We start from the raw sequence: 21696 nt of genomic DNA, 5'->3' as shown, positions 1-21696 counted from the left end.
CCGCCGGTCGGCGGCCTTCAGGCCGCGCCACGCTCCGTCCTCAGTCCCGCGCCACCAGCGTCAGCAGCGTCGCCTCCGGTGGGCACGCGAAGCGCACCGGTGTGTAGCGGTTCGTGCCGCAGCCCGCCGAGACGTGCAGGTAGGAGACGTTCCCCGCCGAGTCGTGGGTGGAGACGCCCTTCACCCGCGCCGTGTCCAGGTCGCAGTTGGTGACCAGCGCCCCGTAGAAGGGGATGCACAGCTGGCCGCCGTGGGTGTGGCCCGCGAGGATCAAGGGGTAGCCGTCCGCCGTGAACGCGTCCAGTGTCCGCAGATACGGGGCGTGGACGATCGCCAGCGAGAGGTCCGCGTCCTTCTCCGGGCCGCCGGCGACCCGCTCGTAGCGGTCGCGCTTGATGTGGGGGTCGTCGAGGCCGGTGAACGCGAGCTCGTAGCCGTCCACTTTCAGGCGGCCTCGGGTGTTGCTCAGGCCCACCCAGCCCGCCGCCTCGAACGCGTCGCGCAGGTCCTCCCACGGGTTGTGGACCACGCCGACAGCCGGGGCGTTGCCGTTCAGGCCGTGGCGGCCCTGGGCCTTCTCGATCAGGTAGCGGGCCGGGTTGCGGAGCTTGGGGCCGTAGTAGTCGTTCGAGCCGAAGACATAGACGCCGGGGCGTTCCATCAGTGGGCCGAGCGCGTCGACAACCTCCGGGACCGCCTCCGGGTCGGACAGGTTGTCGCCGGTGTTCACGACGAAGTCCGGGCGCAGGCCCGCCAGGGACTGGAGCCACGCGCGCTTCTTGCGCTGGCCGCGCACCATGTGGATGTCCGAGACCTGGAGCACGCGCAACGGCCGCATCCCGCGCGGCAGCACCGGAACCGTCAGCCGTCGGAGCCTGAAGGAGCGGGCCTCGAAGCCGGCGGCGTAGGCGAGGCCGGCCGCGCCGACTGCCGTGATTCCCAGGGGTACTCCGTAGCGTGCACGCATGCGCCCATCGTTGCAGACCCGCCAGTCCGGGGGACCCGGCGGGCAGCCGTCGCCGTCGCTCCTTCCCGTACGGGGAGCGCGATGAGCAGGCCGAGCGAGATCCAGACGTACGTGTTGCTGCCGAGGAAGCCGTCGATGCCCGATGCGTCCCAGCTCCACAGCCATACGAAGCTGCTGCAGAGGATGACGTGGAGCACCCCCGCCCAGCGCAGCAGCCGCCGTCTTCCCGGGTCGTCCTTCTCCCTGCGCAGTCCCGCGTCCGTGAGCACGACGAGCGCCGGGATGACCCACACCAGGTGGTGCACCCAGGTGACCGGGCTCACGAGGCAGGCCGTGAGGCCGGTCAGCGCGAAGCCCGCGAGCTCGTCGCCGGCGGCGACGGCTCGGCGTACCCTCCAGGCCCAGAAACACAGGAGCACGATCACGCCGAGCGCCCAGACGGTACGGCTCGGGTCGTCCGGTTCCGACAGCCGGGCCAGGACTCCTTGCCAGGACTGGTTCGAGACGTACGCGAGCGAACCGACGCGGTTCGTGTCCCACATCGCCTCGGTCCAGTAGACACGTGAGGCCTCGGGGGCCGCCCAGAGGGCGAAGAGCGTCGCGCTGATCGCGACACCCCCGGCCGTGGCCGCCGCGCGTCGGCGGCGGGTGATCAGCAGATAGCAGATGAAGATCGCCGGGGTGAGCTTGATCGCGGCTGCGAGGCCGATGCCGAAGCCCACCATGCGCCCGCGCCCGGTCGACAGCAGCCAGGCATCCGTGAGGACGAGCGTCAGCAGCAGCAGATTGACCTGGCCGAAACTGAATGTGTCGCGGACCGGCTCCAGCAGCAGGAACAGACAGCCGGCGACGGCGAAGGCGAACCACCGGCTCCAGCCCTGTCTGCGGACGGCGTCCCCGGCCGTGAAGTACAGCACGGCCGCCACCGCCGCGAAATTGAGCAGCAGGCTGATCGCGACCGCGCTGTGCCAGCCGACGAGCGTCATCGGCAGCATGAACACCGCGGCGAACGGCGGATAGGTGAAGCCGTAGTGCGTGCCCGGCATCAGATAGTCGTAGATGCGGCCGCCGTCCCTCCAGGTGCCGACGGCTCCGTAGTACACGCCGAGGTCGAACCAGTGCCGGTGCAGGGGGACCGTCGCCAGGAAGAGTGCGACGGAGGCAGCCAGCCCAGCGACGAGCAGCACTCGCCCTCGGGTGGTCGCCGGCCAGGACATGGCCCTGGCCTTGGCCTTGGGTGCTGTTGTGGTCCGGGCCGTGGTCGTGGCCTTGGCCTTGGTCGGCTTCATGCGGCGCTCCCCAACCTCTTCGTCATGCCGCGCTCCTTCACGTCGCACGTCGTCACCCCTCGCCGCCCCTCGTCACCCCTCGCCGCCTCAGGCCGTGCTCCCGAGCGGATTCGTCCCCGCCCGGGACCCGGCGCGCCCGGTCATCCGGTGCGCGCACCACAGGGCGAGCACCGCGAGTACTCCGCCGCACGTCGCCAGCGCGACCTGCGGCCCTTCCGGTGCGAAGCCACTCGGAAGTACGCCGAGGGCCAGCACCCCGCTGGCGACGGCGATCGTCCGGCGTACCGAACTGTTCGGCCCGACGGCCGCTATCAGGAACAGCCCCCACAGCACGTACCAGGGCCGTATCGCCGGACCGAGGACCGCGACCGCGATCAGGCTGAGGCCCAGTGCGTACACCGGGCGCAGCCGATGGTGGCGTCGCCAGGCGAGCAGTACCGCCAGGGCCGTGGCGAGGAGTCCCGCCATGTGCCAGGCGGGCGCGGCGAATTGGGCGAGGCTGCTGCCCGCGTCCTCCAGCAGGGCGCCGGTCATCCGGCCGAGGGAGGAGGTGATCGACCAGTTCTGTGGCGAGACCGGGGTGCCGAGGGCGGATATCCATCCGTATCCCGTACCGGTCAGGGCGGTTGTCGCCGCCGTCGTCCCCGCGCTGATCCCGAGAACCGACACCGCGGCCTTCACCCGCGGCACAAGGCCGCCGAGCTGTCGGCCCCACAGCAGCGCGACGGCCACCAGACCGAGCGCGGCCGGGGCTTTGACCAAGGCTGCGAGAGTGATCAGGACGGCCGCGAGTACCGGCCGGCGGCCGAGCGCGGCCACCAGGCCCGCGCCCAGCAGGCCGAGCATGATCGCGTCATTGTGGGCTCCGCCGACGAGGTGCAGCAGCACCAGCGGATTGAGGGCGCCGAGCCAGAGCGCGGCGCCGGGGTCGGCTCCGCAGTGCCGGGCCAGCGCGGGAAGACAGAACACCATCACGGCGAGCCCGAGCAGGGCGACGAGCCGCATGCCGATCACGCCGGTGAAGACCTCGGACCGGGTGAAGTCGGTGATGGCACGTGCGCAGGCGAGGAAGAGCGGGCCGTACGGGGTGGGCGTGTGCCGCCACAGAGGCGCCACCTCCGCGGGCAGCGGCCCGCCGAGGTGCGAGGGCCCGTGCGTGTACACGTCCATCTGAGCGTCCACCATCGCGCCCTGTGCGAGATAGCTGTACACGTCCCTGCTGAACAGCGGCGGCGCCAGCAGCAGCGGCGCCGCCCACAGGCCCAGCGTCACGAGCAGGGCATGCCGGTCGGGTGGCCGCGGACCGCGGACCGCCTGTCCCAGCAGGGCCCAGGCCGAGACCAGCAGGACGAGCCCGAAGTACACGGAGACCAGGCCGAGCGCCGCCCGGCCCGACTCAGGCGCCAGAGCCGCTTGTACGGGCAGTGCGCCCGCGGTCACACCACCCGCGGCCAGCGCGGTCGAGCCCACCAGCCCGAGCAGTTGGCAGCGGTGCGTGTCGACGGGGACGGAGAGCGCCAGCATCTGGGCAGGGTGTCAACGGGCGGTGTCCGAAAGGCGACGCTGTCACCGCCACCGGGCGGCCTCCGCGTGACGGCCGTATGACGAACATACGGACGGGCGTGCGGAGGTGGCCCACGCCGGGCCCCGGAAATTCCCCCGTACCGCATTCCCGAGAAGTGAAACACGGTGAATTCTTTTGCGTGGGGAGTCATTTGCCGGGCGTGCGGAGTCCCGGGCGTTCGGAGTCCCGGAGGTCGATAACAGGGTTTCGTGATGCGTTCCGCCGGGCGGGGGGTCGAGGTGGCCGCCGGTACGGTTGGCAGAAGTACCAGGGGAGTGAAATCTCGGGGCCCCGGACATTCCCGTCCGAGGCCACTCCGCATTTCGTACGTCACATGCCTGACCCGTATTTCCGTACCGCACACGAACAGCGCGGGGCAGATACGGCGCCGCGCCCCCGGAGCGGCTGCTCAGGGGGCGCGGCGCTTGCGGGCCGGGGTCTCGGCGTGCGGGGTTGGGGCCTCGCAACTCGGCCCGGCCGGGCTCAGTGCTCGACGAGCAGGCCCGTACGCAGCTTGGTCAGGATGCGGGTCAGCAGACGGGAGACCTGCATCTGGGAGACGCTGAGCTCCGCGCCGATCTCCGACTGGGTCATCTCCCGGCCGAAGCGCATTTCCAGGATCTGCCGCTCGCGGTCGTCCAGTTGCTCCAGCAGAGGCGCGAGGGAGTGGAGGTCTTCCATGAGCTCCATCGCGGGATCGACATCGCCGACGACGTCTGCGTAGGCGCGCCCGCTGCCGGCACTCGTGGGGGCGGTGTCGGACTCGGCGGCGGGCGTGTCGAGGGAGCCGGCGGTGTAGCCGTTGGCCGCGACCAGGCCTTCGACGACCTCGTCCTCGCTCAGTTCGAGGAGTTCGGCCAGTTCCTTCACCGTGGGCTGGCGGTCCAGGACGGTGGCGAGCTGTTCCTTGGCCTTGGCGAGTTCGCTCCGCAGTTCCTGGAGCCGGCGCGGCACATGGACGGCCCAGGTGGTGTCCCGGAAGAAACGCTTGATCTCGCCGACGATGTACGGGATCGCGAAGGAGGTGAACTCGACCTCGCGAGACAGGTCGAACCGGTCGATCGCCTTGATCAGGCCGATGGTGCCGACCTGGATGATGTCCTCCATCTCGCCGTCGCCGCGGTTGCGGAACCGGCGGGCGGCGAAGTGGACGAGAGACTGGTTCATCTCGATGAGTGTGTTGCGGGCGTACTGGTACTCGTGCGTGCCTTCTTCGAGGACCTGGAGCCGGTCGAAGAACAGCTTCGACAGACTCTTTGCGTCACGCGGGGCCAGCTTGCCGGCCTCCTCCACCCACGGCAGCTCACCCACTCGCCGAACGACTCCCGGCATCGGGGCCTGCCCCGGCGTCGGCTCACTCGTATCACTCGTATCACTCGCGTCACTGGCGTCACTCGCGGTGTTCACGGTCGATACGACGCTGAACATGAGTTCTCCTCCCTTGAGCGGCACTGCCAGATCTCGTCTTCCCGCATGCAGGCATTCCATGCATGGACGTTATTGACCAAGCTCCTCGTTAAGCTCCTCGTTCCCGGCGCAGCTGATTTCGGGCAGGTGCGAACCGTATGGGAAGTTCACATGACAGTCAGTGGACGTTACCGTCTGTAGGGAATAGGGCAGGGCAAGGGGAAATGGGGCAGGGAAGGGAAAATTCGGAGCCTTCCCGGAGATTTGTTTGCGGGGGATGTGAGCGGTCAGGAGTAGTGCACAGCACATGTCGTCTAGTCCAGCTTGGATGTGAATTGCTGTGGCTGAGAACGAGAAGGCCAAGGCCAAGACGGAGCAGGCCAAGGGCAAGGCCAAGGAGACTGCGGGCCGTGCCGTGGGCAACGAGCGGATGACCGCGGAGGGCCGGGCCGAGCAGGCCAAGGGCGATGCCCGCCAGGCGAAGGAGAAGATGAAGGACATCTTCCGCCACTGAGCAGGCCGTGTGTACCGACAGCTCGTCGCACCCTGCGGGGGCGGCGGGCTGTCGTCCTTTCCGACTTTCCGGTGCTTTTGCGGCCATGTACCCGAGGACGCCGTGCGGGTGAGCGTGACCGACCGCAGTGACCAGGTGCCCAGGCTGCCGGAGCGCAACAACACGAAGGACTCCTGAGAATCGGCGGCCACGGCTGGCGCCTGATCTGCCGACTCGCCGCCTCAGTGACCGTGACCCGCTTCGTCGGCGGTGGGAAACGCATCTCCGTCCTGATGCCTCTCACCTGAGACGCATCCGTACCGCCTCGTCCGCGGCGGGCGGGACCGCGAGGGGGATTGCGATGGGGATTTGATCGCGGGCGGGACGGCGCGCCTGCGCGCCGGTGCGCCGGTGCCGACGCCAGCCCGCAACCGCACGACCCGCCGCCGGCCCGTCGACCGCCCGTCCTACTCTGATCTCAGCTCCTCTACTCATCGACATGACTAATCATATTGATGAGTACCATGGGAGTGTTCCTGGCGTGCCCACGGGCCGGGAAGGCAGAGGAGGAGGCGATTCGATGGCGTTGAGGCACGCGGTTCTGGCGGCGCTGCTCGACGAGGAGCTGAGCGGATACCAGCTGGTCAAAGCATTCGACCTCGGGGTGGCGAACTTCTGGCACGCCCAGCCGCAACAGTTGTACGCCGAGCTGACCCGGCTGGAGAAGGACGGACTGATCACGGGCCGTGAAGTGATCCAGGAAACCCGGCCCAACAAGCGCCTCTTCTCGGTCACCGACGCGGGCCTGGCCGAACTGGACCACTTCACGGGCACCGCTGCCAAGCCCTCCTTCATGCGCGACGACCTGGTCGTCAAGGTCCAGGCCGCCGATCATGTCGACGCACGGACGCTGATCGCGCAGCTCACCGAGCGAGCCGCCTTCGCGCAGGCCAAGGCCGATCTGTTCGGCAAGCTGCTGCGCGCCATGCGGGGCGAACGCGCCGAAGAGGACTTCCTGCGCCACGGCGAGCGCATTGGCCCCTATCTGACATGCCTGCGCGGCCTCGACTTCGAACGAGGCAACCACGACTGGTGCGAACGCACGATCACCATCCTGAGGGAGAGAGAAGGCGGTCGTGCCCGGTAGGGACCAGCACACCCCGGGCCGTGTCACCCCAGGCCGTGTCACCTTGCGCTATGTCGCCCTGGGCGACAGCCAGACCGAGGGCCTCGGCGACGGAGACGACACCGTCGGACTGCGGGGCTGGGCCGACCGCCTCGCCGAACACCTCGCTCAGCACAACCCCGGGATGACGTACGCCAATCTCGGCGTACGTGGACGCCTCGTCCACCAGGTCCACGACGAGCAGCTTGCCCCCGGCCTCGCTCTGCGCCCCGATCTGGCCACCGTGGTCGCCGGGGTCAACGACCTGCTGCGGCCCCGGTTCGACGCGGACGAGGTGGCGGGCCATCTGGAGGTGATGTTCGCAGCGCTCACCGCCCAGGGAGCCCGCGTCGCCACCGTCACCTTCCCCGACATCGCGCGCATCACACCGCTTGCCCGGCCTTTCAGTTCCCGCGTCGCCGCCCTCAATGACCGTATCCGCCGAGCTGCCGTACTCCACGGGGTCACCGTCGCTGAGACCAGCCGCCATCCGGTGGTCACCGACCCGCGCCTGTGGAGCCCGGACCGGCTGCATGCCAGCCCTCTCGGGCACCAGCGGATCGCTGCCGCCGTCGCCGATGCCCTCGCTCTGCCCGACAGCGACGACACCTGGACCCACCCGCTGTCCCCTCCCTCACCTCCCCCGCCCACCGGCTGGGGCGCCACCTTCGCCGAAGTGGGCTGGGAGCCGCCTTCCTGGGGCCATGGCTGGGCAGACGCCTGCGCGGTCGCTCATCCGGCGACGGACGTACGGCCAAGCGCCCAGGGCTCCTTCCCGTGGAGACACCTGCCGGCACCGGGCAGAGCGAGGAAGGAAGGTGAGCGCTCCTTAGGCAGCGCGAGCGGCCGACGGGCGCGCTCGGCTGCGACGAAGTGAGCGCCTGCGGGTGGGCACAGCGACGGACAGCCGGGGTCGGCAGTGAGCGGCTGCCGCTGTCGGAAGGCAGGCGCAGGAGCGAGCAGCTGCCGCTGTCAGAGGGCCCGGGCAGGATGGAGGGATGACTGTGACAGGACGCTTGGAACTCACCGCGTTCGACGCGGCAGACATCAACCAGCTCGCCTCGTTCTGTGCCGAGCTCGCCGGCTGGACGATCGTCCGGAAGGATTCCGACTGTCTGATGTGACCGTGACCAGCTGTGGAAGTCCGGACCGGTGTGTGCCCCGGGCAGGTCAGGCTGCCCGGGGCACACGGTTCACGGAGGGGTGGGTCGTCCGGTGTCGACGGGCGGACGGCCGCCCTCACAGGCTGGATCAGCGGTGGTGGTGGCCTCGGCCCCAGGACTCGGTGTCGACGGTGCGGCCGTGGTCGTCGCGCAGGGTCGCCGTGTCGGTGCGGTTGCCCCACACGTAGTCGCGGCGGTCCTGGTAGAGGTCGGTGCGGGTGTCGCGGCCGACACCGGTGTGGATACGGATGGTGGCGCGGCCGGCGATACGGACGTCCTCGAAGCGGTAGCGGTTGCCGTCCGAGTCGCGCAGCGTCCAGCCGTCCAGGTCCACGCTGCGGCGGGTCGTGTTGGTGATCTCGACCCACTCGGCGTTGAGGGACCGGTTACTGCCGTTGTCGCGTCCGGGGCTGTCCGCCTGCACGTCGCTGATCACGACCCGGGACTGCTGGTGATGCCGGCCGTGGTCGTTGTCCTGGGCCGAGGCCGGCAGGGCGACAGCGGAGACGACGGCTCCGGCCGCGAGCGCGGTCGCGGCGATGCGGCGGGTGATGCGAGAAGCAGACATAGGTGATGTCCCCTCAAGAACGTTGCTCCACCAGCCGATGAGACTGGTGGGCGGTGCGGGTTCCCGGCCCGTGCTGAGCCGAGGACCCAAACTCTGGGCCGTAACCGGAGCTCGTGGCAGGTCAACTGACATGCATTACCGTTTACGGACATTTCCGTAACTGACGCTTGTATGGGACACGCATGGGTGGCGACCGTGGCCCTGACATTCACTGACCGCTACACCGATCCGTTCAACGATCAACAGGAAGCCCTTGCGAGCTCCGGCGCACTCCTGGTGGCGCTGTCCGGCGCATCATCCATTCGGCGGGCGGTCTCTTGGTAACGGCGCTTCTGCACGTTTCTTCGCACACTCTGGCTGATGCCGTACGGGTGACCGATATCGCGCGGGTGGCCCGTCGGGACGGAGGATGCACAGGGGTGCTTCGGTCGCGCCGCTCGGCAGCCGGGACGAGGCCAAGGTGCGTACGCCCGCTCCATGCGCAGAGGTTGTGCGGGCAGCAAGGGGGACAGTGGCCGGTGTCCTGTGGCCGCCCCGGACTCCTGTCGATGGCTGGGCACGCCTGCCGCACGGCGACGGGGAGCCTCGGCGGGCGTCCCACGGCCCAAGGGGGCAGAAGCGGGCACCCCTTGCCTGCGCGCAAGCCCCGTGACGTCGCACTTCCGGCGTCTCGGCGAGAGGGCACCGACGGTCACCCGCCCTGCGCGAACCATGATCTACTGCCCGGCGGTGGGCTTGGCCCATCTCACCTTCGCTCGGCGGGACGTCTGACGTCTGCCCGCGGTTCGGTTCCCCCGCGGTGCAGGCGGCGCCGGGACGGGACGTCCGGGGGCGAGCAGGCCGACGGAGCCGGATCGCCGCCGGTTCGCTTCACCGGCCGGCGCTGCCTGGCCGTCTCGCCCCGGTGACCTACGACGAAATCCGCGGGCACGCCTATGCGCTTTCCACTTCTTTCAGAAAGCTCGTGCGGCTCCTTCGTCGTGGATGCTAATACTTGCCTGACTGGCGCGAGGGGGCAAAATGATCATTGAAGTCGCGGCTGTGGCCGTCAGTGTTGTTTCGGCGGTCATTCAGCGGTCCGCCGCCCAGAAAGTTCCCCCGCGACCGTTTGATTTTCGGGCTGCACTCATCGAACTGCATGAACAATTGCACGATTGGAGCCGGAAGGCGCACACGACGAACCTGGCGGTCCACTCCTGGGTCCAAGCAGGTATGCCATCGCGCGGAGAGACGGCAGAGTACGTCGTCTCCTGCCAGATCTCGCAGGGGGGTGGCGGCGAGCATCTGCGTGCTCAGCTTCGGCCCCAACCGCAACGGGGCTTTATCGGCCGGATGCGACCGCCGTCCGCGGACTCCGTCAAGCTTGTTCAGTTTCTGGAAATTTATGCACCGGATCTGGCGGCGAAATTCATCATGGCCGCCGATGAACGGCAAGATGATCTCACCCATATGTTCGTGACGCTGCGGCGCCTGCGTGAGTGCTGCCCGGAAGGTAATTCCATCCAGGAGTACCTGAGTCAGCTGGATACTTCCTCGCGGGAGATCAAGATCGCCGCGACGGATCTGGCCGGATATATTCGGCAGAACTTTCCGCCCGGCGCGGGGTGAGCAGTTCACTGCTTGAAGGTGCACGATCAGTTCATATGCGACACGAGTGATGTGTTTGCCCATCCGCCGTCTTGGTCTGCGCATCGGCTCGGGGCCGGCGGCACGGCAGGGCACCAGGCAGTGGGGCGGAGCCGGCGGCACGGCAGGGCGCCCGGCGGTCGGGCGGAGCGGGTGGCGCGATTGGGCAGGTGGCTGCCGCCGCTGCCGCCCTCGGAAGACGCGGACACCGGCCATGTGATGGCTGCTCGCCCGGCCGATTGAGGTCCATCGCGACGGCTGTGGTCGACTCCCCGTCGAGGTGCCGCGAGAAAATCTCGCGCACGATGTCGGTCTCTGTGGGAATGATGGCCGTGCCGCGCTTGTTGCAGCCGCACCCCCGTCGCCCGGTGCGCGGCTTCACGTCCTGGGCGCAGTCGATCAGTGCGTCTTCGAGCCGTCGGGAGGTGTCGTGCTGGACCTGCAAGCGCGCGCCACCCCTGTGCGCGGACTGAACCGGTCGCCGGGGTCGGCAAGATCCCGTTGGTTCGCCTGCCCCGTGAAGGCCGGTGCTGTGGTCGTCCGCGATCTGGAAGACCATGCGCTGATCGACCGTCACACCAAGACGCTCCGCGATGTCACGGCAGATACGCTCTTGTCGGTCGACATCTGTTTGATCGTCGTCGTTGACGTGTGAAATCCGGCAGTGGATCGCTGCCGGTTCCCCTGCCCCATCGGCACGACTGCGCTTGTCCCGCTGGGACCCGGCTGTCCGGGCCGGCCTGCGGAGCCGTTCCGAGTCCTTGTTGACCTGCGAATCCTCGTTGACCGGGCCCATGCAAAAAACTATGAAGGAACCATGACTACGCTCAAGTCCAAGCTCCAGGCCGACCTCACCGACGCCATCAGGGCGCGTGACGAGCTGTGCTCCTCCACGCTCAGGCTGACCCTCGCCGCGATCACCAAGGAAGAGGTCTCGGGCAAGACCGCCCGTGAGCTCTCCGACGACGAGGTGCAGCTGGTGATCGCCAAGGAGGCCAAGAAGCGCCGCGAGGCCGCCGAGGCGTTTGCGCAGGGTGGGCGGGCCGAGCAGGCCGAGCGGGAGCAGGCCGAAGGGGTGCTCCTCGATGCCTATCTGCCGAAGCAGCTGACCGACGACGAGCTCGGGGCGATCGTCGCCCAGGCCGTCGAGGAGGCGAAGGCCGCCGGTGCCGAGGGGCCGCGTGCCATGGGGGCCGTCATGAAGATCGTGAACCCGAAGGTGGCCGGGCGCGCCGAGGGTGGCCGGGTGGCCGCGATGGTGAAGCAGCTGCTCGCCGGCTGAGCCACGGCGGCGCAGCGAGGGCAGGCTCCGCCCGTCGGCAGGCTCGCCAGGGATGCTTCCCCGGCAGAGAGAGTCCCCGGCAGGCCGACCTCCGACACCGCGGGCGCGCAAACATTGCTCAGCGAGCGCACCCAGGGGTGACCCCCGAGGAGAAATGCAAGAGGGGACCCGGCCGGTCGGCCGGGTCCCCTTGCTCACTTCTACGGGTAGATCCCGCCCCTCCCACCGCCGTCGCTCCCGCCGTTGCCCTGGCCGCGGTTGTTGCCGCCGCCGCTCAGGTCCGGCGGGATCGAGATCCCCGGCCACGGCTGCCGTCCGCCGTTGCCCTGGCCCCGTGGGTCGCCCGGTTTCTCGTCGTCGCCGGGCTTCCTCTTGTCCGTGGGCGGGTCCGGGATCGCCACGTCGTTGAACGGGGGGGCTTCCTTGCCGTCCAGCGCCCCGGTCATCGCGTCCCGCCAGATCGGTCCCGGCACCTGGCCACCGAAGACCTTGTCCTGGTACTCGCCACCGATGTAGATGCGCTCCATCTTCACCAGCTGGGTCGGGCTGCCCACCCACACGGCCCCGGACAGGTTCGGGGTGTAGCCGACGAACCAGGCGTTCTTCCGGCCGTCGGTCGTACCCGTCTTGCCCGCGTTGGCGCGGCTCTCGAGACCCGCCTGCTGACCGGTACCGGAGTCGATCACTCCGCGGAGCAGGGTGTTGATCGTGTCCGCCGTCTGCTCCGACATGACCTTGCCGCAGGTGGACTTCGGCACTTCCAGGCTCTTGCGGTCGGCCGTCGTGATCGACTCGATCGCCGTCGGCGTGCAGTACGTGCCGCGGTTGGCGAAGGTCGCGTACGCATTGGCCATGGTCAGCGGCGAGATACCGGTCGAGCCCAGGGTGAGCGCCGAGGGCTCCTCCGGCAGCTTCTTGCCGTTGCCCTGCACCACGCCGAGCTTCTGGGTCATCTCCATGACCGGGCAGAGCCCTATGTCGGCGATCATCTGGACGAAGTACGTGTTGACCGACTTCGCCATCGCGTCCTTGAGGGCGTAGGGGCCGACCTCGGACTCGTTCTCGTTCTCCAGCCGCTGGTTGCCGAGGTTGACCCACGGCTTCCCGCTGCACGTCGGCACCTCGGAGGGGTAGGGCATCTCGTACGGCGCCGGGTAGCTCTGTGTCGGCGGCTTGCCCTGCTCTATCGCCGCGGCGGCCACGAACGGCTTGAAGGTCGAGCCGACCGGGAAGCCGTAGTTCGATCCGCCCATGCCCTGGTTGACCGAGTAGTTGATCTGGGTCTCGGTCTTGCCGAAGCCGTACGGACGGGACTGGCCCATCGCCATGATCTTGCCGCTGCCGGGCTGGACCATCGTGACCGCCGTGGCGACGTCGTCCGTCTGGTAGACGTGCTTCTTGATCGATTTCTGTGCCGACTTCTGCGCCTGCGGGTCCAGCGTCGTCCTGATCGTCAGGCCGCCCTGGTTCCAGACCTTGGTCCGGGCCTCCTTGGTCTTGCCGAAGACCGGGTCGGAGAGGAACACCTCGCGTACGTAGTCACAGAAGAAGCCCGCGCCGTTGGCCGCCGTGATGCAGCCGTTCTTGGGCTTGCTGACCTTCAGCTGGATCGGCGCGGCCTTCGCCTTGTCCGCCTCTTCCTGGGTGACGTCGTGCATCGCGGCCATGCGCTGCAGCACGGTGTTGCGACGCTTGGTCGCCTCCTGCGTGTCATTGACCGGGTCGTAGCGGCTGGGGGACTGGACGATTCCCGCGAGCAGCGCCGCCTCCTCCAGCTTCAGGTCCTTGGCCGACTTGGAGAAGTAGCGCTGGGAGGCCGCCTCGACTCCGTACGACTGCTGTCCGAAGAAGGTGATGTTGAGGTAGTTCTCCAGGATCTTCTTCTTGCCCAGCTCTTCCTCGACCTGGATCGCGTACTTGAGTTCCTGGATCTTGCGGCCGATCGTCTGCTGGGTGGCCTGGGCGACCTTGTCGGGGTCGTCGCCTGCCTCCTCGACGAAGACATTCTTCACATACTGCTGCGTCAGGGTCGACGCGCCCTGGGAGACGCCGCCCGACTGGGCATTGCGGTTGAGCGCTCGCAGCACGCCCTTGAGGTCGATCGCGCCGTGCTCGTAGAAGCGCGAGTCCTCGATGGCGACGATCGCCTTCTGCATGAAGGGAGAGATCGCCGTGAGCGGTACCACCGTGCGGTCGCGGGAGTAGACCGTGGCGAGCGGCCCGCCCTGCGAGTCAAGGATCGTGGTGCGCTGACTCAGCGGCGGGGTCTTGAGATTGGCGGGGATCTCGTCGAAACCCTTGACCGTTCCCTTGGCCGCGAGGCCCAGTGCGCCGGCGGCGGGCAGGGCGATGCCTGCCAGCACCGCACCCGAGAGCACGCTGACACCGAGGAACTTGGCGGCCTGCTGGGTCCCGGTCAGACCTCCGCCGGAGCGCTTCTTTGGCATGGGGGCAGCCTACGTTCTCATTCGCCGGACACGCGTATAGGCCTTGGCCTAAGCTGCTCACAACTGTCACAGCAGTGCGGTTCTGCATCAAGGCCTTCCAGGAATCCGCGGTACACGAGTCCGGCGGGCCCCCTGTCCGAAGCCGTCTCAGGCGTCATTCGGCGTCCTGCGTGACCCCATCGAACTGCCCCATTTTGTCGGGATAGTTACATATGTCTCCAGCTCACTCCCGTGGGTGATCTGCCGCGTACGCATAGTCCGTTCGGGCCATTCAAGATTGGGCCCGAAGGGGGTGTTGCGCTGTGCCCACCTTCCGTAACGTCCTCAACTGGCAGCGGTGAATATGCCGCTGCCGCCGTGGGGGAGCCTCGATTCGGGAGAGGACGGCGCCGGCATGGGCTGGGTAACCGACTGGAGTGCGCAGGCAGCCTGCCGCACTACCGATCCGGATGAACTGTTCGTACAAGGGGCAGCGCAGAACAGGGCCAAGGCGGTGTGCACCGGTTGCCCGGTGCGCACCGAGTGCCTGGCCGATGCCCTGGACAATCGCGTCGAGTTCGGCGTCTGGGGCGGAATGACCGAGCGGGAGCGCCGCGCACTGCTGCGCAGGCGTCCCACGGTCACCTCCTGGCGCAGACTGCTCGAGACAGCGCGGACGGAGTACGAGCGCAGCGCGGGCATCCTGCCCGTGGGGCTCGACGACGACGAGACATACGAGACGTACGCAGCGGTGGGGTAGCCCACATCTGTTCTGTTCCGGGGGCTGTTTCGTTCCGGGCGTCCGGGCGGTGCGTCCCGCGCAGCCACGAGCGGTGCCGCAGCTGCAGATGAATGCACGGCTTCTGCCGGGCACTGCGGCGGCTTCGGCTGCGCCCGGCAGGCAGGCGGGCCGACTATGCGTCGCCGGCGTGCGCAGACAGGCGGGCCGACTACGCAGATCCGACCGGAGTTGCACCACCGGTCGCGAGCCGCTCACCGATCGCCCGCAGGCCGGCGAGGTCGTGTACGTCGCCGGGCAGGGCCGGCACCTGGGCCACTGCCACTTCGGGGTGGAGTGCGGTGAAGCGGTCGCGCGTGCGCTGTTCGCGCGCGAGCACCTGCATTCGTTCGGCGTGCAGGCGCAACAGGCCCGCTGTCAGTTGTCCGGTGGTGTGGTCCTCGGGGGCGTCGTCCATGGAAGTGTGGTCCACGGACGGGGATTCGGGAGAGGCCGTGGCGCCACGAACACCAGTCTTCCCGGGCATCTGATCCACAATGCGGGTCTCGTCAAGATTTTCTGCGGCTGCAAGCGCCCGCTCGGCGGACAGCCGGGCAGCGTCGCTGCCATGGACCCGGTTCAGGACCAGACCGGCCAGCGGCATCTCCTCCGCCGCCAGTCGCTCCACGAAGTACGCCGCCTCCCGCAGCGCGTCCCGCTCCGGCGCGGCGACCACCAGGAAGGCAGTGCCGGGGGCCTGGAGCAGCCGATAGGTGGCGTCGGCGCGGGTGCGGAAGCCGCCGAACATGGTGTCCATCGCGGCCACGAAGGTCTGGACATCGCGCAGGAGTTGACCGCCGAGCAGCTTGCCGAGCGTCCCCGTCATCATCGACATGCCGACATTGAGGAATTTCATCCCCGCCCGGCCGCCCATCTTCGCCGGTGCCATCAACAGCTTGATGAACTTCCCGTCCAGGAAGGATCCGAGACGCCCCGGAGCGTCCAGGAAGTCCAGCGCGGACCGCGACGGCGGGGTGTCGACGACGATCAGGTCCCATTCGTCGCGGGCGCGCAGCTGGCCCAGCTTCTCCATCGCCATGTACTCCTGCGTGCCCGCGAAGCCGGCCGACAGGGACTGGTAGAAGGGGTTCTCCAGGATCGCGCGCGCCCGGTCGCCGTCCGCGTGTGCCTCGACGATCTCGTCGAAGGTCCGCTTCATGTCGAGCATCATGGCGTGCAGGTCGCCCTCGCCGTCGATGCCCTTGACCCTGCGGGGGGTGTTGTCCAGCGAGTCGATGCCCATGGACTGGGCGAGCCTGCGGGCCGGGTCGATGGTCAGGACGACGACCTTGCGGCCGCGCTCCGCCGCCCGTACGCCGAGGGCCGCCGCCGTCGTCGTCTTGCCGACACCGCCCGCGCCGCAGCAGACGATGATGCGGGTCGCGGGGTCGTCGATCAGGGGGTCGACTTCGAGTGGGGCCGCCGCGTCCAGGGTCATGAGCCGGTCCCTTGCTTCCGCAGTTCCTTGGACAGTTGATAGAGCCCCGCCAGGTCGACTCCCTCACTCAGCAGGGGGAGTTCGTACGTCGGCAGGCCGAGTCCGCTCAGCGCGGCCCGCTGCTCACGCTCCAGCTCCACGCGCTGGGCGTGGTCCGCGGCCTGTTCCAGCAGCGGGGTGACGAGCTTCGCAGAACCGCTGACGCCCGCGGCGGTCAGCGCCCTTGCGATGTCCGCGCGGTCGCCCGCCGCACTGCGCACCGCGGCCTCGTCGAGGATGTGGGGCCGGACCATGTTCACGATCACCTTGCCGACGGGCAGTTCGGCGCCGCGCAGTTCGGCGACTCCGTCCGCGGTCTCCTGGACCGGCATCTCCTCCAGGAGGGTCACCAGATGGACCGCGGTCTCGGGTGATTTCAGGACACGCATCACGGCCTGGGCCTGATTGTGTATCGGGCCGAACTTGGCCAGGCCCGCCACCTCGTCGTTGACGTTCAGAAAGCGGGTGATGCGACCGGTGGGCGGGGCGTCCATCACCACGTAGTCGTATGCGTACGAGCCCTGCTTGGTCCTGCGGCGCACGGCCTCGCAGGCCTTGCCGGTCAGCAGGACGTCCCGTACGCCCGGCGCGATCGTCGTCGCGAAGTCGATCGCGCCGAGCTTCTTGAGCGCGCGTCCCGCGCCGCCCAGTTTGTAGAACATCTGGAGGTAGTCGAGGAGCGCGCGCTCGGCGTCGATGGCCAGTGCGTACACCTCACCACCGCCCGACGAGACGGCGATCTTCCGCTCCTCGTACGGAAGGGCCTCCGTCTCGAAGAGCTGTGCGATGCCCTGTCTGCCCTCGACCTCGACAAGGAGGGTGCGCTTTCCCTCGGTCGCGAGGGCGAGCGCGAGGGCGGCGGCGACCGTCGTCTTACCGGTACCGCCCTTGCCGCTGACGACCTGGAGCCTGCTCACGTATTCGAGCCTAACCAGTCGGCCTGCCGCCTACGCACGAGGCTGCCCCCCTGGCTGCGTCACGAGGACGGCGGGCGGTGCGGCTACAGTCGGCTCCATGACCAAGTGGGAATACGCGACCGTGCCCCTTCTCGTGCACGCGACCAAGCAGATTCTGGACACCTGGGGCGAGGACGGCTGGGAGCTCGTCCAGGTCGTTCCCGGGCCGAACAACCCCGAGCAGCTCGTGGCGTACCTGAAGCGGGAGCGGGAGAAGAAGGCATGAGCGGCGCGATCGAGGCGAAGCTCGCCGAGCTCGGTCTGACGCTGCCGGCGGTCGTGCCGCCGTTGGCCGCGTACCAGCCGGCCGTCGTGTCGGGTGCGTACGTCTACACCGCGGGCCAGCTCCCGATGGTGGAGGGCAAGCTTCCGGTCACCGGCAAGGTGGGCGCGGAGGTCACCCCCGAGGAGGCCAAGGAGCTCGCTCGCACCTGCGCGCTCAACGCCCTGGCCGCGGTGAAGTCCGTCGTCGGCGACCTGGACAGGGTCGCGCGTGTCGTGAAGGTCGTCGGCTTCGTCGCGTCGGCCTCGGACTTCACCGGGCAGCCGGCCGTCCTCAACGGCGCCAGCGAGTTGCTGGGCGCGGTGTTCGGCGACAAGGGCGTCCATGCGCGCAGCGCGGTGGGCGTGGCGGTGCTGCCGCTGGACGCGCCGGTCGAGGTCGAGATCCAGGTGGCACTCGTCCAGGACTGAGTTCGTGCCTAGGCTCCCGCCCGGATCCGCGCCCGAGTTGGCTCGGGTGCCTGGACCGGGAGTGGACCTGGTGTCGACCGGGCTCGTTGCACCCGGCCCCGTACCGACTGCCACGCCTGACCTGGACTGAACCATCGGTCAGCCCCTACAAGGCCCCGTGCCTGCCGATTCACCGGCGGGCGCGGGGCTTCGTTCGTCTGTGGCAATCCCCCGCATCTCTCTTGTGGACGCGTCGGCGGAAGTGATCTGTCCAGAGATCAGCCCCACGTTCACCACCGACCACTACCTCTACTTCACCCACACTGCCTCCGAGGGCAACCGCATCGTGCGGATGAAGGCGGATGAAGTACGGGAACAACGCGCTCAGCGACTACAGGATTCTGCTCCAGGGCATGGAGAAGAGCCGCTTCCACAACGGCGGACGGCTGCGCTTCGGCCCCGACGGCAAGCTGTACGCGTCCATGGGCGACGCGCAGAGCGGCAGCAGGGCGCAGGACAAGCACTCCCTCAACGGCAAGATCCTGCGCATCAACCCGGACGGCACGATCCCGTCGGACAACCCGTTCGGCAACGCCGTCTGGTCGCTCGGACACCGGGCGGCAATCCGCAGCCCGGCGAGTTGGTACGTGACCGCCGGCGGGTGACGGGTGGGGTTCGAGGGCGGCACGCACGGCCGCCTCGAACATCCCGACGAGAGCGGATAGCCTCCGGCCATGTCCAATGGTCAGTGGTACCCGCCGGAGTGGCCGGACCGGATTCGCGCGCTGGCGAGCGGTGAGCTCACCGCCGTGAAGCCGAAGCGGGCCGCGACCGTGATGCTGCTGCGCGACACGGCGGACGGCGTGGCCGTCCACATGCTGCGCAGGCGCGCCTCCATGGCCTTCGCCGGAGGCGCGTACGCCTATCCGGGCGGCGGCGTCGACCCGCGCGACGACGACCGCCTGGTGCGCTGGGCGGGCCCCACGCTGAAGACGTGGGCGTCCCGGCTCGGCACGGGCACCTCCGAGGCCCAGGCGATCGTGTGCGCGGCGGTCCAGGAGACGTACGAGGAGGCGGGCGTCCTGCTCGCCGGCCCCACGCCCGACACGGTCGTCGGCGACACGACGGGCGACGACTGGGAGGCGGACCGGCAGGCGCTGGTCGCGAGGGAACTCTCGTTCGCGGACTTCCTCGACCGGCGGGGCCTGGTGCTGCGCTCCGATCTGCTGGGGGCATGGGCGCGCTGGATCACCCCGGAGTTCGAGCCGCGCCGCTACGACACCTGGTTCTTCGTGGCGGCCCTGCCCGAGGGGCAGCGGACCAGGAACGCGTCGACGGAGGCTGACCGCACGGTATGGATCCGCCCCGAGGCCGCGGCTGCGGGCTATGACCAGGGCGAACTGCTGATGATGCCGCCGACGGTCTCGACCCTGCGGACGCTCCAGCCGTACGGGAGCGCCTCCGAGGCGCTCGCGGCGGCGGGGGAGCAGGACCTGACCCCCGTCCTGGCCACGGCGCGGCTGGAGGGCGGGGAACTGGTGCTGAGCTGGCCCGGCCACGACGAATTCACCAAGCACATCCCGACGAGGGACGCATGATGGCAGGGACCGCCGGACCGCGTGCGTACGCCGGGAAACGGGCACGGGCCGAAGCAGCCGGGCCGCGTGCGTACGCCGGGAAACGGGCGCGGGCCGAAGCAGCCGGGCCGCGTGCGTACGCCGGGAAACGGGCGCGGGCCGAAGCAGCCGGGCCGCGTGTGTACGCCGGGAGGCCGGGAGTGGAAGGTCCGTCGGCATCGGGTCCGTACGTCGGAGGTGTGCGATGACCGAAGCCGCGGCCCTGCCGGGCCAGCCGCGCGGAGGCGTACTCTCCGGGCCCGCCACCACGCGTGCCGTCAACGTCCTCGCGCCCAACGCGTCCGCGATGACCCTCGACGGCACCAACACCTGGATCGTCGCCGAGCCCGACTCCGGTCTGGCCGTCGTCATCGATCCCGGGCCGCTCGACGACGGCCACCTTCAGGCCGTCATCGCCACCGCAGAGAAAGCGGGCAGGCGGGTTGGTCTGACCCTCCTCACGCACGGCCACCCCGACCACGCGGAGGGCGCCGCGCGCTTCGCCGAGCTGACGCGTACGCGGGTCCGCGCCCTGGACCCGGCGCTGCGGCTCGGCGACGAGGGACTCGCGGCCGGGGACGTCGTCACCACCGGCGGGCTCGAACTGCGGGTCGTCCCCACGCCCGGCCACACCGCCGACTCGCTCTGCTTCCACCTGCCCGCCGACCGGGCGGTCCTGACCGGAGACACCATTCTGGGGCGCGGCACGACGGTCGTGGCGCATCCCGACGGGCGGCTCGGTGACTACCTCGACTCGCTGCGCAGGCTCCGCTCGCTCACCGTCGACGACGGGGTGCACACGGTCCTGCCGGGCCACGGGCCCGTACTGGACGACGCACAGGGCGCGGTCGAGTTCTATCTGGCGCACCGGGCAAACCGGCTGGCCCAGGTGGAGACAGCCGTCGAGGCCGGACACATCACGGCGTCGGAGGTGGTGGCGCAGGTGTACGCGGACGTGGACAGGTCGCTGTGGCCGGCGGCGGAGCTGTCGGTGCGGGCACAGCTGGAGTATCTGCGCGAGCACGGACTGATCTGACGGCCAGGGCTGATGCGGCGGCCGGGACTGATCCGACGGCCGCAGGCTGATCCCAGCGTCCCGGACGGAACCTGAAGGTGCCCCCAGGCATGGGGTTCATTGACCCGTGCTTTACGCTCCGCTTACTTCTGACATTCGTTCCTGGGGGACCCATCGTGTTCGTGCTGTTCGTCCTGCTTGTCATTGCCGCGGCGGTGCTCTACTTCGTCGGCCGCGGCAGCGAGCGCCGCGGCCTCAAGCTCGGTGCCCTCGGTGCCCTGCTCGCGGGCCTCTTCGCCGGTGTCGCCAGCTGTGTGCACGTCATCAGCGCCTACGAGGTCGGCGTCCCGGTCACCTTCGGCAAGGTCGGCGCGCCCATGACGCCCGGGATGAACGTCACCTCGCCGTTCACCAACGTCACCACGTTCTCCACGCGACCCGTCGACCTCAACCTGTCCGACAAGGACGTGGTCGAGGTGCGCTCCTCGCAGGGCGGTGTGATGTACGTCGAGGTCACCGTGAAGTGGGCGGTCACCCCGGCCAAGGCCGTGGAGCTCTACCGGCTCGCGGGCAGCGAGGACGCGATCCAGCAGCGGCTGGTCTTCCCGGACAGTCGCGAGATCATCCGCAATGTCTTCGCCCGCCACACCAGCGAAGAGGGCTACACCTCGGCCCGCGAGAAGATCAATACCGAGATAGGCGACCTGATCAAGGAGCGGCTGGCGCCCCGCGGCATCGACGTCACCACCGTCAACCTGCGGAATGTGAAGCCGTCCGACCGGCTGCAGGACCAGATCGACCGCAAGATCCAGCAGCAGCAGGCGACCGAGCGTGCGACGGAGGCGGCGCGCACCGCCACGGCGGAGGCCGAGCGCCGCCGGATCGAGGCCGAGGGCATCGCCCGGGCGAACAAGATCCTCAATGCGTCGCTGACCGACAAGGTGCTGACCAACCAGTGCATCGACGCCTACAAGGAGGCGGCGGCCAAGCACCCGGTGTACGCCGTGCCCTGCGGCGGCGGCAGCACGAACCCGCTGATCGTGGACGGCAGCAAGAACTGACCTGCCACGGCGGCGGCCGGGAACCGGAGGCGGCGGCGGGGGACCGACCGGCCGCGGTGGCGGCAGGGACGGGCCGGCCGCGCGGACAGCGGGGATCGACCGGCGGTGGCAGGAAGTGGGTCTGGATGCGCGAAGGGCCGCCCCGGGTCGTCCGGGGCGGCCCTTCGTACG

21 protein-coding genes and 1 pseudogene are annotated in these 21696 nt (G+C 69.1%); 14 read left to right on the top strand and 8 right to left on the bottom strand.

The genetic code is table 11. The features are described 5' to 3' along the window. Nucleotides 1-40: 40 nt before the first annotated feature. From OG293_RS16200 to OG293_RS16185, 4 genes are all read right to left on the bottom strand, one after another. Entirely contained in the window at nt 41-967 is a 927-nt protein-coding gene (locus tag OG293_RS16200; RefSeq protein WP_405999498.1) for a metallophosphoesterase, read from the bottom strand. After that, complete coding sequence (locus OG293_RS16195) at nt 862-2184, bottom strand: glycosyltransferase 87 family protein (RefSeq protein WP_406003613.1); 1323 nt, start codon at nt 2182-2184, stop codon at nt 862-864. Before OG293_RS16195 ends, OG293_RS16200 begins: the two co-directional genes overlap by 106 nt. Nucleotides 2185-2343: 159 nt before the next feature. Further along, a complete protein-coding gene (gene mptB / locus OG293_RS16190; RefSeq protein WP_405999497.1) occupies nt 2344-3780 on the bottom strand; it encodes a polyprenol phosphomannose-dependent alpha 1,6 mannosyltransferase MptB in 1437 nt (478 codons plus the stop codon). Nucleotides 3781-4303: 523 nt separating this feature from the next. Further along, complete coding sequence (locus OG293_RS16185) at nt 4304-5152, bottom strand: SigB/SigF/SigG family RNA polymerase sigma factor (RefSeq protein ID WP_406003612.1); 849 nt, start codon at nt 5150-5152, stop codon at nt 4304-4306. Between the two features lie 415 nt (nt 5153-5567). Between OG293_RS16185 and OG293_RS16180 the strand changes: the two genes are divergently transcribed. The 4 genes and pseudogenes from OG293_RS16180 to OG293_RS16165 all read left to right on the top strand — a co-directional run bounded on the left by OG293_RS16180 (nt 5568) and on the right by OG293_RS16165 (nt 8009). Continuing rightward, nucleotides 5568-5741: a CsbD family protein gene (locus OG293_RS16180; protein WP_405999496.1), complete on the top strand. Its 174-nt coding sequence runs from the start codon at nt 5568-5570 to the stop codon at nt 5739-5741. Between the two features lie 559 nt (nt 5742-6300). Further along, entirely contained in the window at nt 6301-6867 is a 567-nt protein-coding gene (locus OG293_RS16175) for a PadR family transcriptional regulator (RefSeq protein ID WP_405999495.1), read from the top strand. 43 nt (nt 6868-6910) lie between these two features. Beyond that, nucleotides 6911-7707: pseudogene (locus OG293_RS16170) on the top strand (SGNH/GDSL hydrolase family protein). 176 nt (nt 7708-7883) lie between these two features. Further along, nucleotides 7884-8009, top strand: coding sequence for a hypothetical protein (locus tag OG293_RS16165; protein ID WP_405999494.1), 126 nt, complete (start codon nt 7884-7886; stop codon nt 8007-8009). Nucleotides 8010-8136: 127 nt separating this feature from the next. Here OG293_RS16165 and OG293_RS16160 read toward each other — a convergent pair whose 3' ends face one another. Further along, nucleotides 8137-8616: a lamin tail domain-containing protein gene (locus tag OG293_RS16160; protein WP_405999493.1), complete on the bottom strand. Its 480-nt coding sequence runs from the start codon at nt 8614-8616 to the stop codon at nt 8137-8139. A 1020-nt stretch (nt 8617-9636) separates the two neighbouring features. Here OG293_RS16160 and OG293_RS16155 point away from each other — a divergent pair. The 3 genes from OG293_RS16155 (at nt 9637) to OG293_RS16145 (ending at nt 11524) form a co-directional block, all read left to right on the top strand. Then, nucleotides 9637-10224 (top strand): hypothetical protein, encoded by a 588-nt coding sequence (locus OG293_RS16155; RefSeq protein WP_405999492.1) that lies wholly within the window; start codon nt 9637-9639, stop codon nt 10222-10224. A gap of 448 nt (nt 10225-10672) precedes the next feature. Further along, nucleotides 10673-10897 (top strand): hypothetical protein, encoded by a 225-nt coding sequence (locus OG293_RS16150; RefSeq protein ID WP_405999491.1) that lies wholly within the window; start codon nt 10673-10675, stop codon nt 10895-10897. A gap of 162 nt (nt 10898-11059) precedes the next feature. Beyond that, on the top strand, nt 11060-11524 hold the full coding sequence (locus tag OG293_RS16145) for a GatB/YqeY domain-containing protein (RefSeq protein WP_405999490.1): 465 nt from the start codon (nt 11060-11062) through the stop codon (nt 11522-11524). A gap of 200 nt (nt 11525-11724) precedes the next feature. On the opposite strand, the gene OG293_RS16140 is transcribed toward OG293_RS16145, so the two are convergent. Beyond that, nucleotides 11725-13971, bottom strand: a complete 2247-nt coding sequence (locus OG293_RS16140; RefSeq protein WP_405999489.1) for a transglycosylase domain-containing protein — start codon at nt 13969-13971, stop codon at nt 11725-11727. A gap of 394 nt (nt 13972-14365) precedes the next feature. On the opposite strand from OG293_RS16140, the gene OG293_RS16135 reads away from it, so the two are divergent. Continuing rightward, complete coding sequence (locus OG293_RS16135) at nt 14366-14710, top strand: WhiB family transcriptional regulator (protein ID WP_177149633.1); 345 nt, start codon at nt 14366-14368, stop codon at nt 14708-14710. Nucleotides 14711-14900: 190 nt separating this feature from the next. Here OG293_RS16135 and OG293_RS16130 read toward each other — a convergent pair whose 3' ends face one another. Then, the gene (locus OG293_RS16130) at nt 14901-16166 is read right to left on the bottom strand and encodes an ArsA family ATPase (RefSeq protein WP_405999488.1); all 1266 of its coding nucleotides are present in this window, start codon (nt 16164-16166) and stop codon (nt 14901-14903) included. Next, nucleotides 16163-17122, bottom strand: coding sequence for an ArsA family ATPase (locus OG293_RS16125; protein WP_405999487.1), 960 nt, complete (start codon nt 17120-17122; stop codon nt 16163-16165). The genes OG293_RS16130 and OG293_RS16125 overlap by 4 nt, the downstream gene beginning before the upstream one ends. A gap of 97 nt (nt 17123-17219) precedes the next feature. Here OG293_RS16125 and OG293_RS16120 point away from each other — a divergent pair, with 97 nt between their 5' ends. The 6 genes from OG293_RS16120 to OG293_RS16095 all read left to right on the top strand — a co-directional run bounded on the left by OG293_RS16120 (nt 17220) and on the right by OG293_RS16095 (nt 21525). After that, nucleotides 17220-17387, top strand: coding sequence for a DUF4177 domain-containing protein (locus tag OG293_RS16120; RefSeq protein ID WP_405999486.1), 168 nt, complete (start codon nt 17220-17222; stop codon nt 17385-17387). Then, a complete protein-coding gene (locus OG293_RS16115) occupies nt 17384-17854 on the top strand; it encodes a RidA family protein (protein ID WP_405999485.1) in 471 nt (156 codons plus the stop codon). Before OG293_RS16120 ends, OG293_RS16115 begins: the two co-directional genes overlap by 4 nt. 341 nt (nt 17855-18195) lie before the next feature. Continuing rightward, a complete protein-coding gene (locus tag OG293_RS16110; RefSeq protein ID WP_405999484.1) occupies nt 18196-18498 on the top strand; it encodes a PQQ-dependent sugar dehydrogenase in 303 nt (100 codons plus the stop codon). Between the two features lie 69 nt (nt 18499-18567). Continuing rightward, nucleotides 18568-19431: an NUDIX hydrolase gene (locus OG293_RS16105; protein WP_405999483.1), complete on the top strand. Its 864-nt coding sequence runs from the start codon at nt 18568-18570 to the stop codon at nt 19429-19431. Between the two features lie 223 nt (nt 19432-19654). After that, entirely contained in the window at nt 19655-20485 is an 831-nt protein-coding gene (locus OG293_RS16100) for an MBL fold metallo-hydrolase (RefSeq protein WP_405999482.1), read from the top strand. Nucleotides 20486-20640: 155 nt separating this feature from the next. Beyond that, nucleotides 20641-21525 carry a prohibitin family protein gene (locus OG293_RS16095; RefSeq protein ID WP_405999481.1) on the top strand — a complete coding sequence of 295 codons (885 nt, stop codon included), beginning with the start codon at nt 20641-20643 and terminating at the stop codon, nt 21523-21525. The last annotated feature ends 171 nt before the right edge of the window (nt 21526-21696 follow it).

It is taken from the genome of Streptomyces sp. NBC_00829 (genome assembly GCF_045161795.1).
GTDB lineage: Bacteria > Actinomycetota > Actinomycetes > Streptomycetales > Streptomycetaceae > Streptomyces.
Note: the sequence above shows the minus strand (reverse complement) of the source record. Positions and strands in the feature narration are given on the sequence as shown.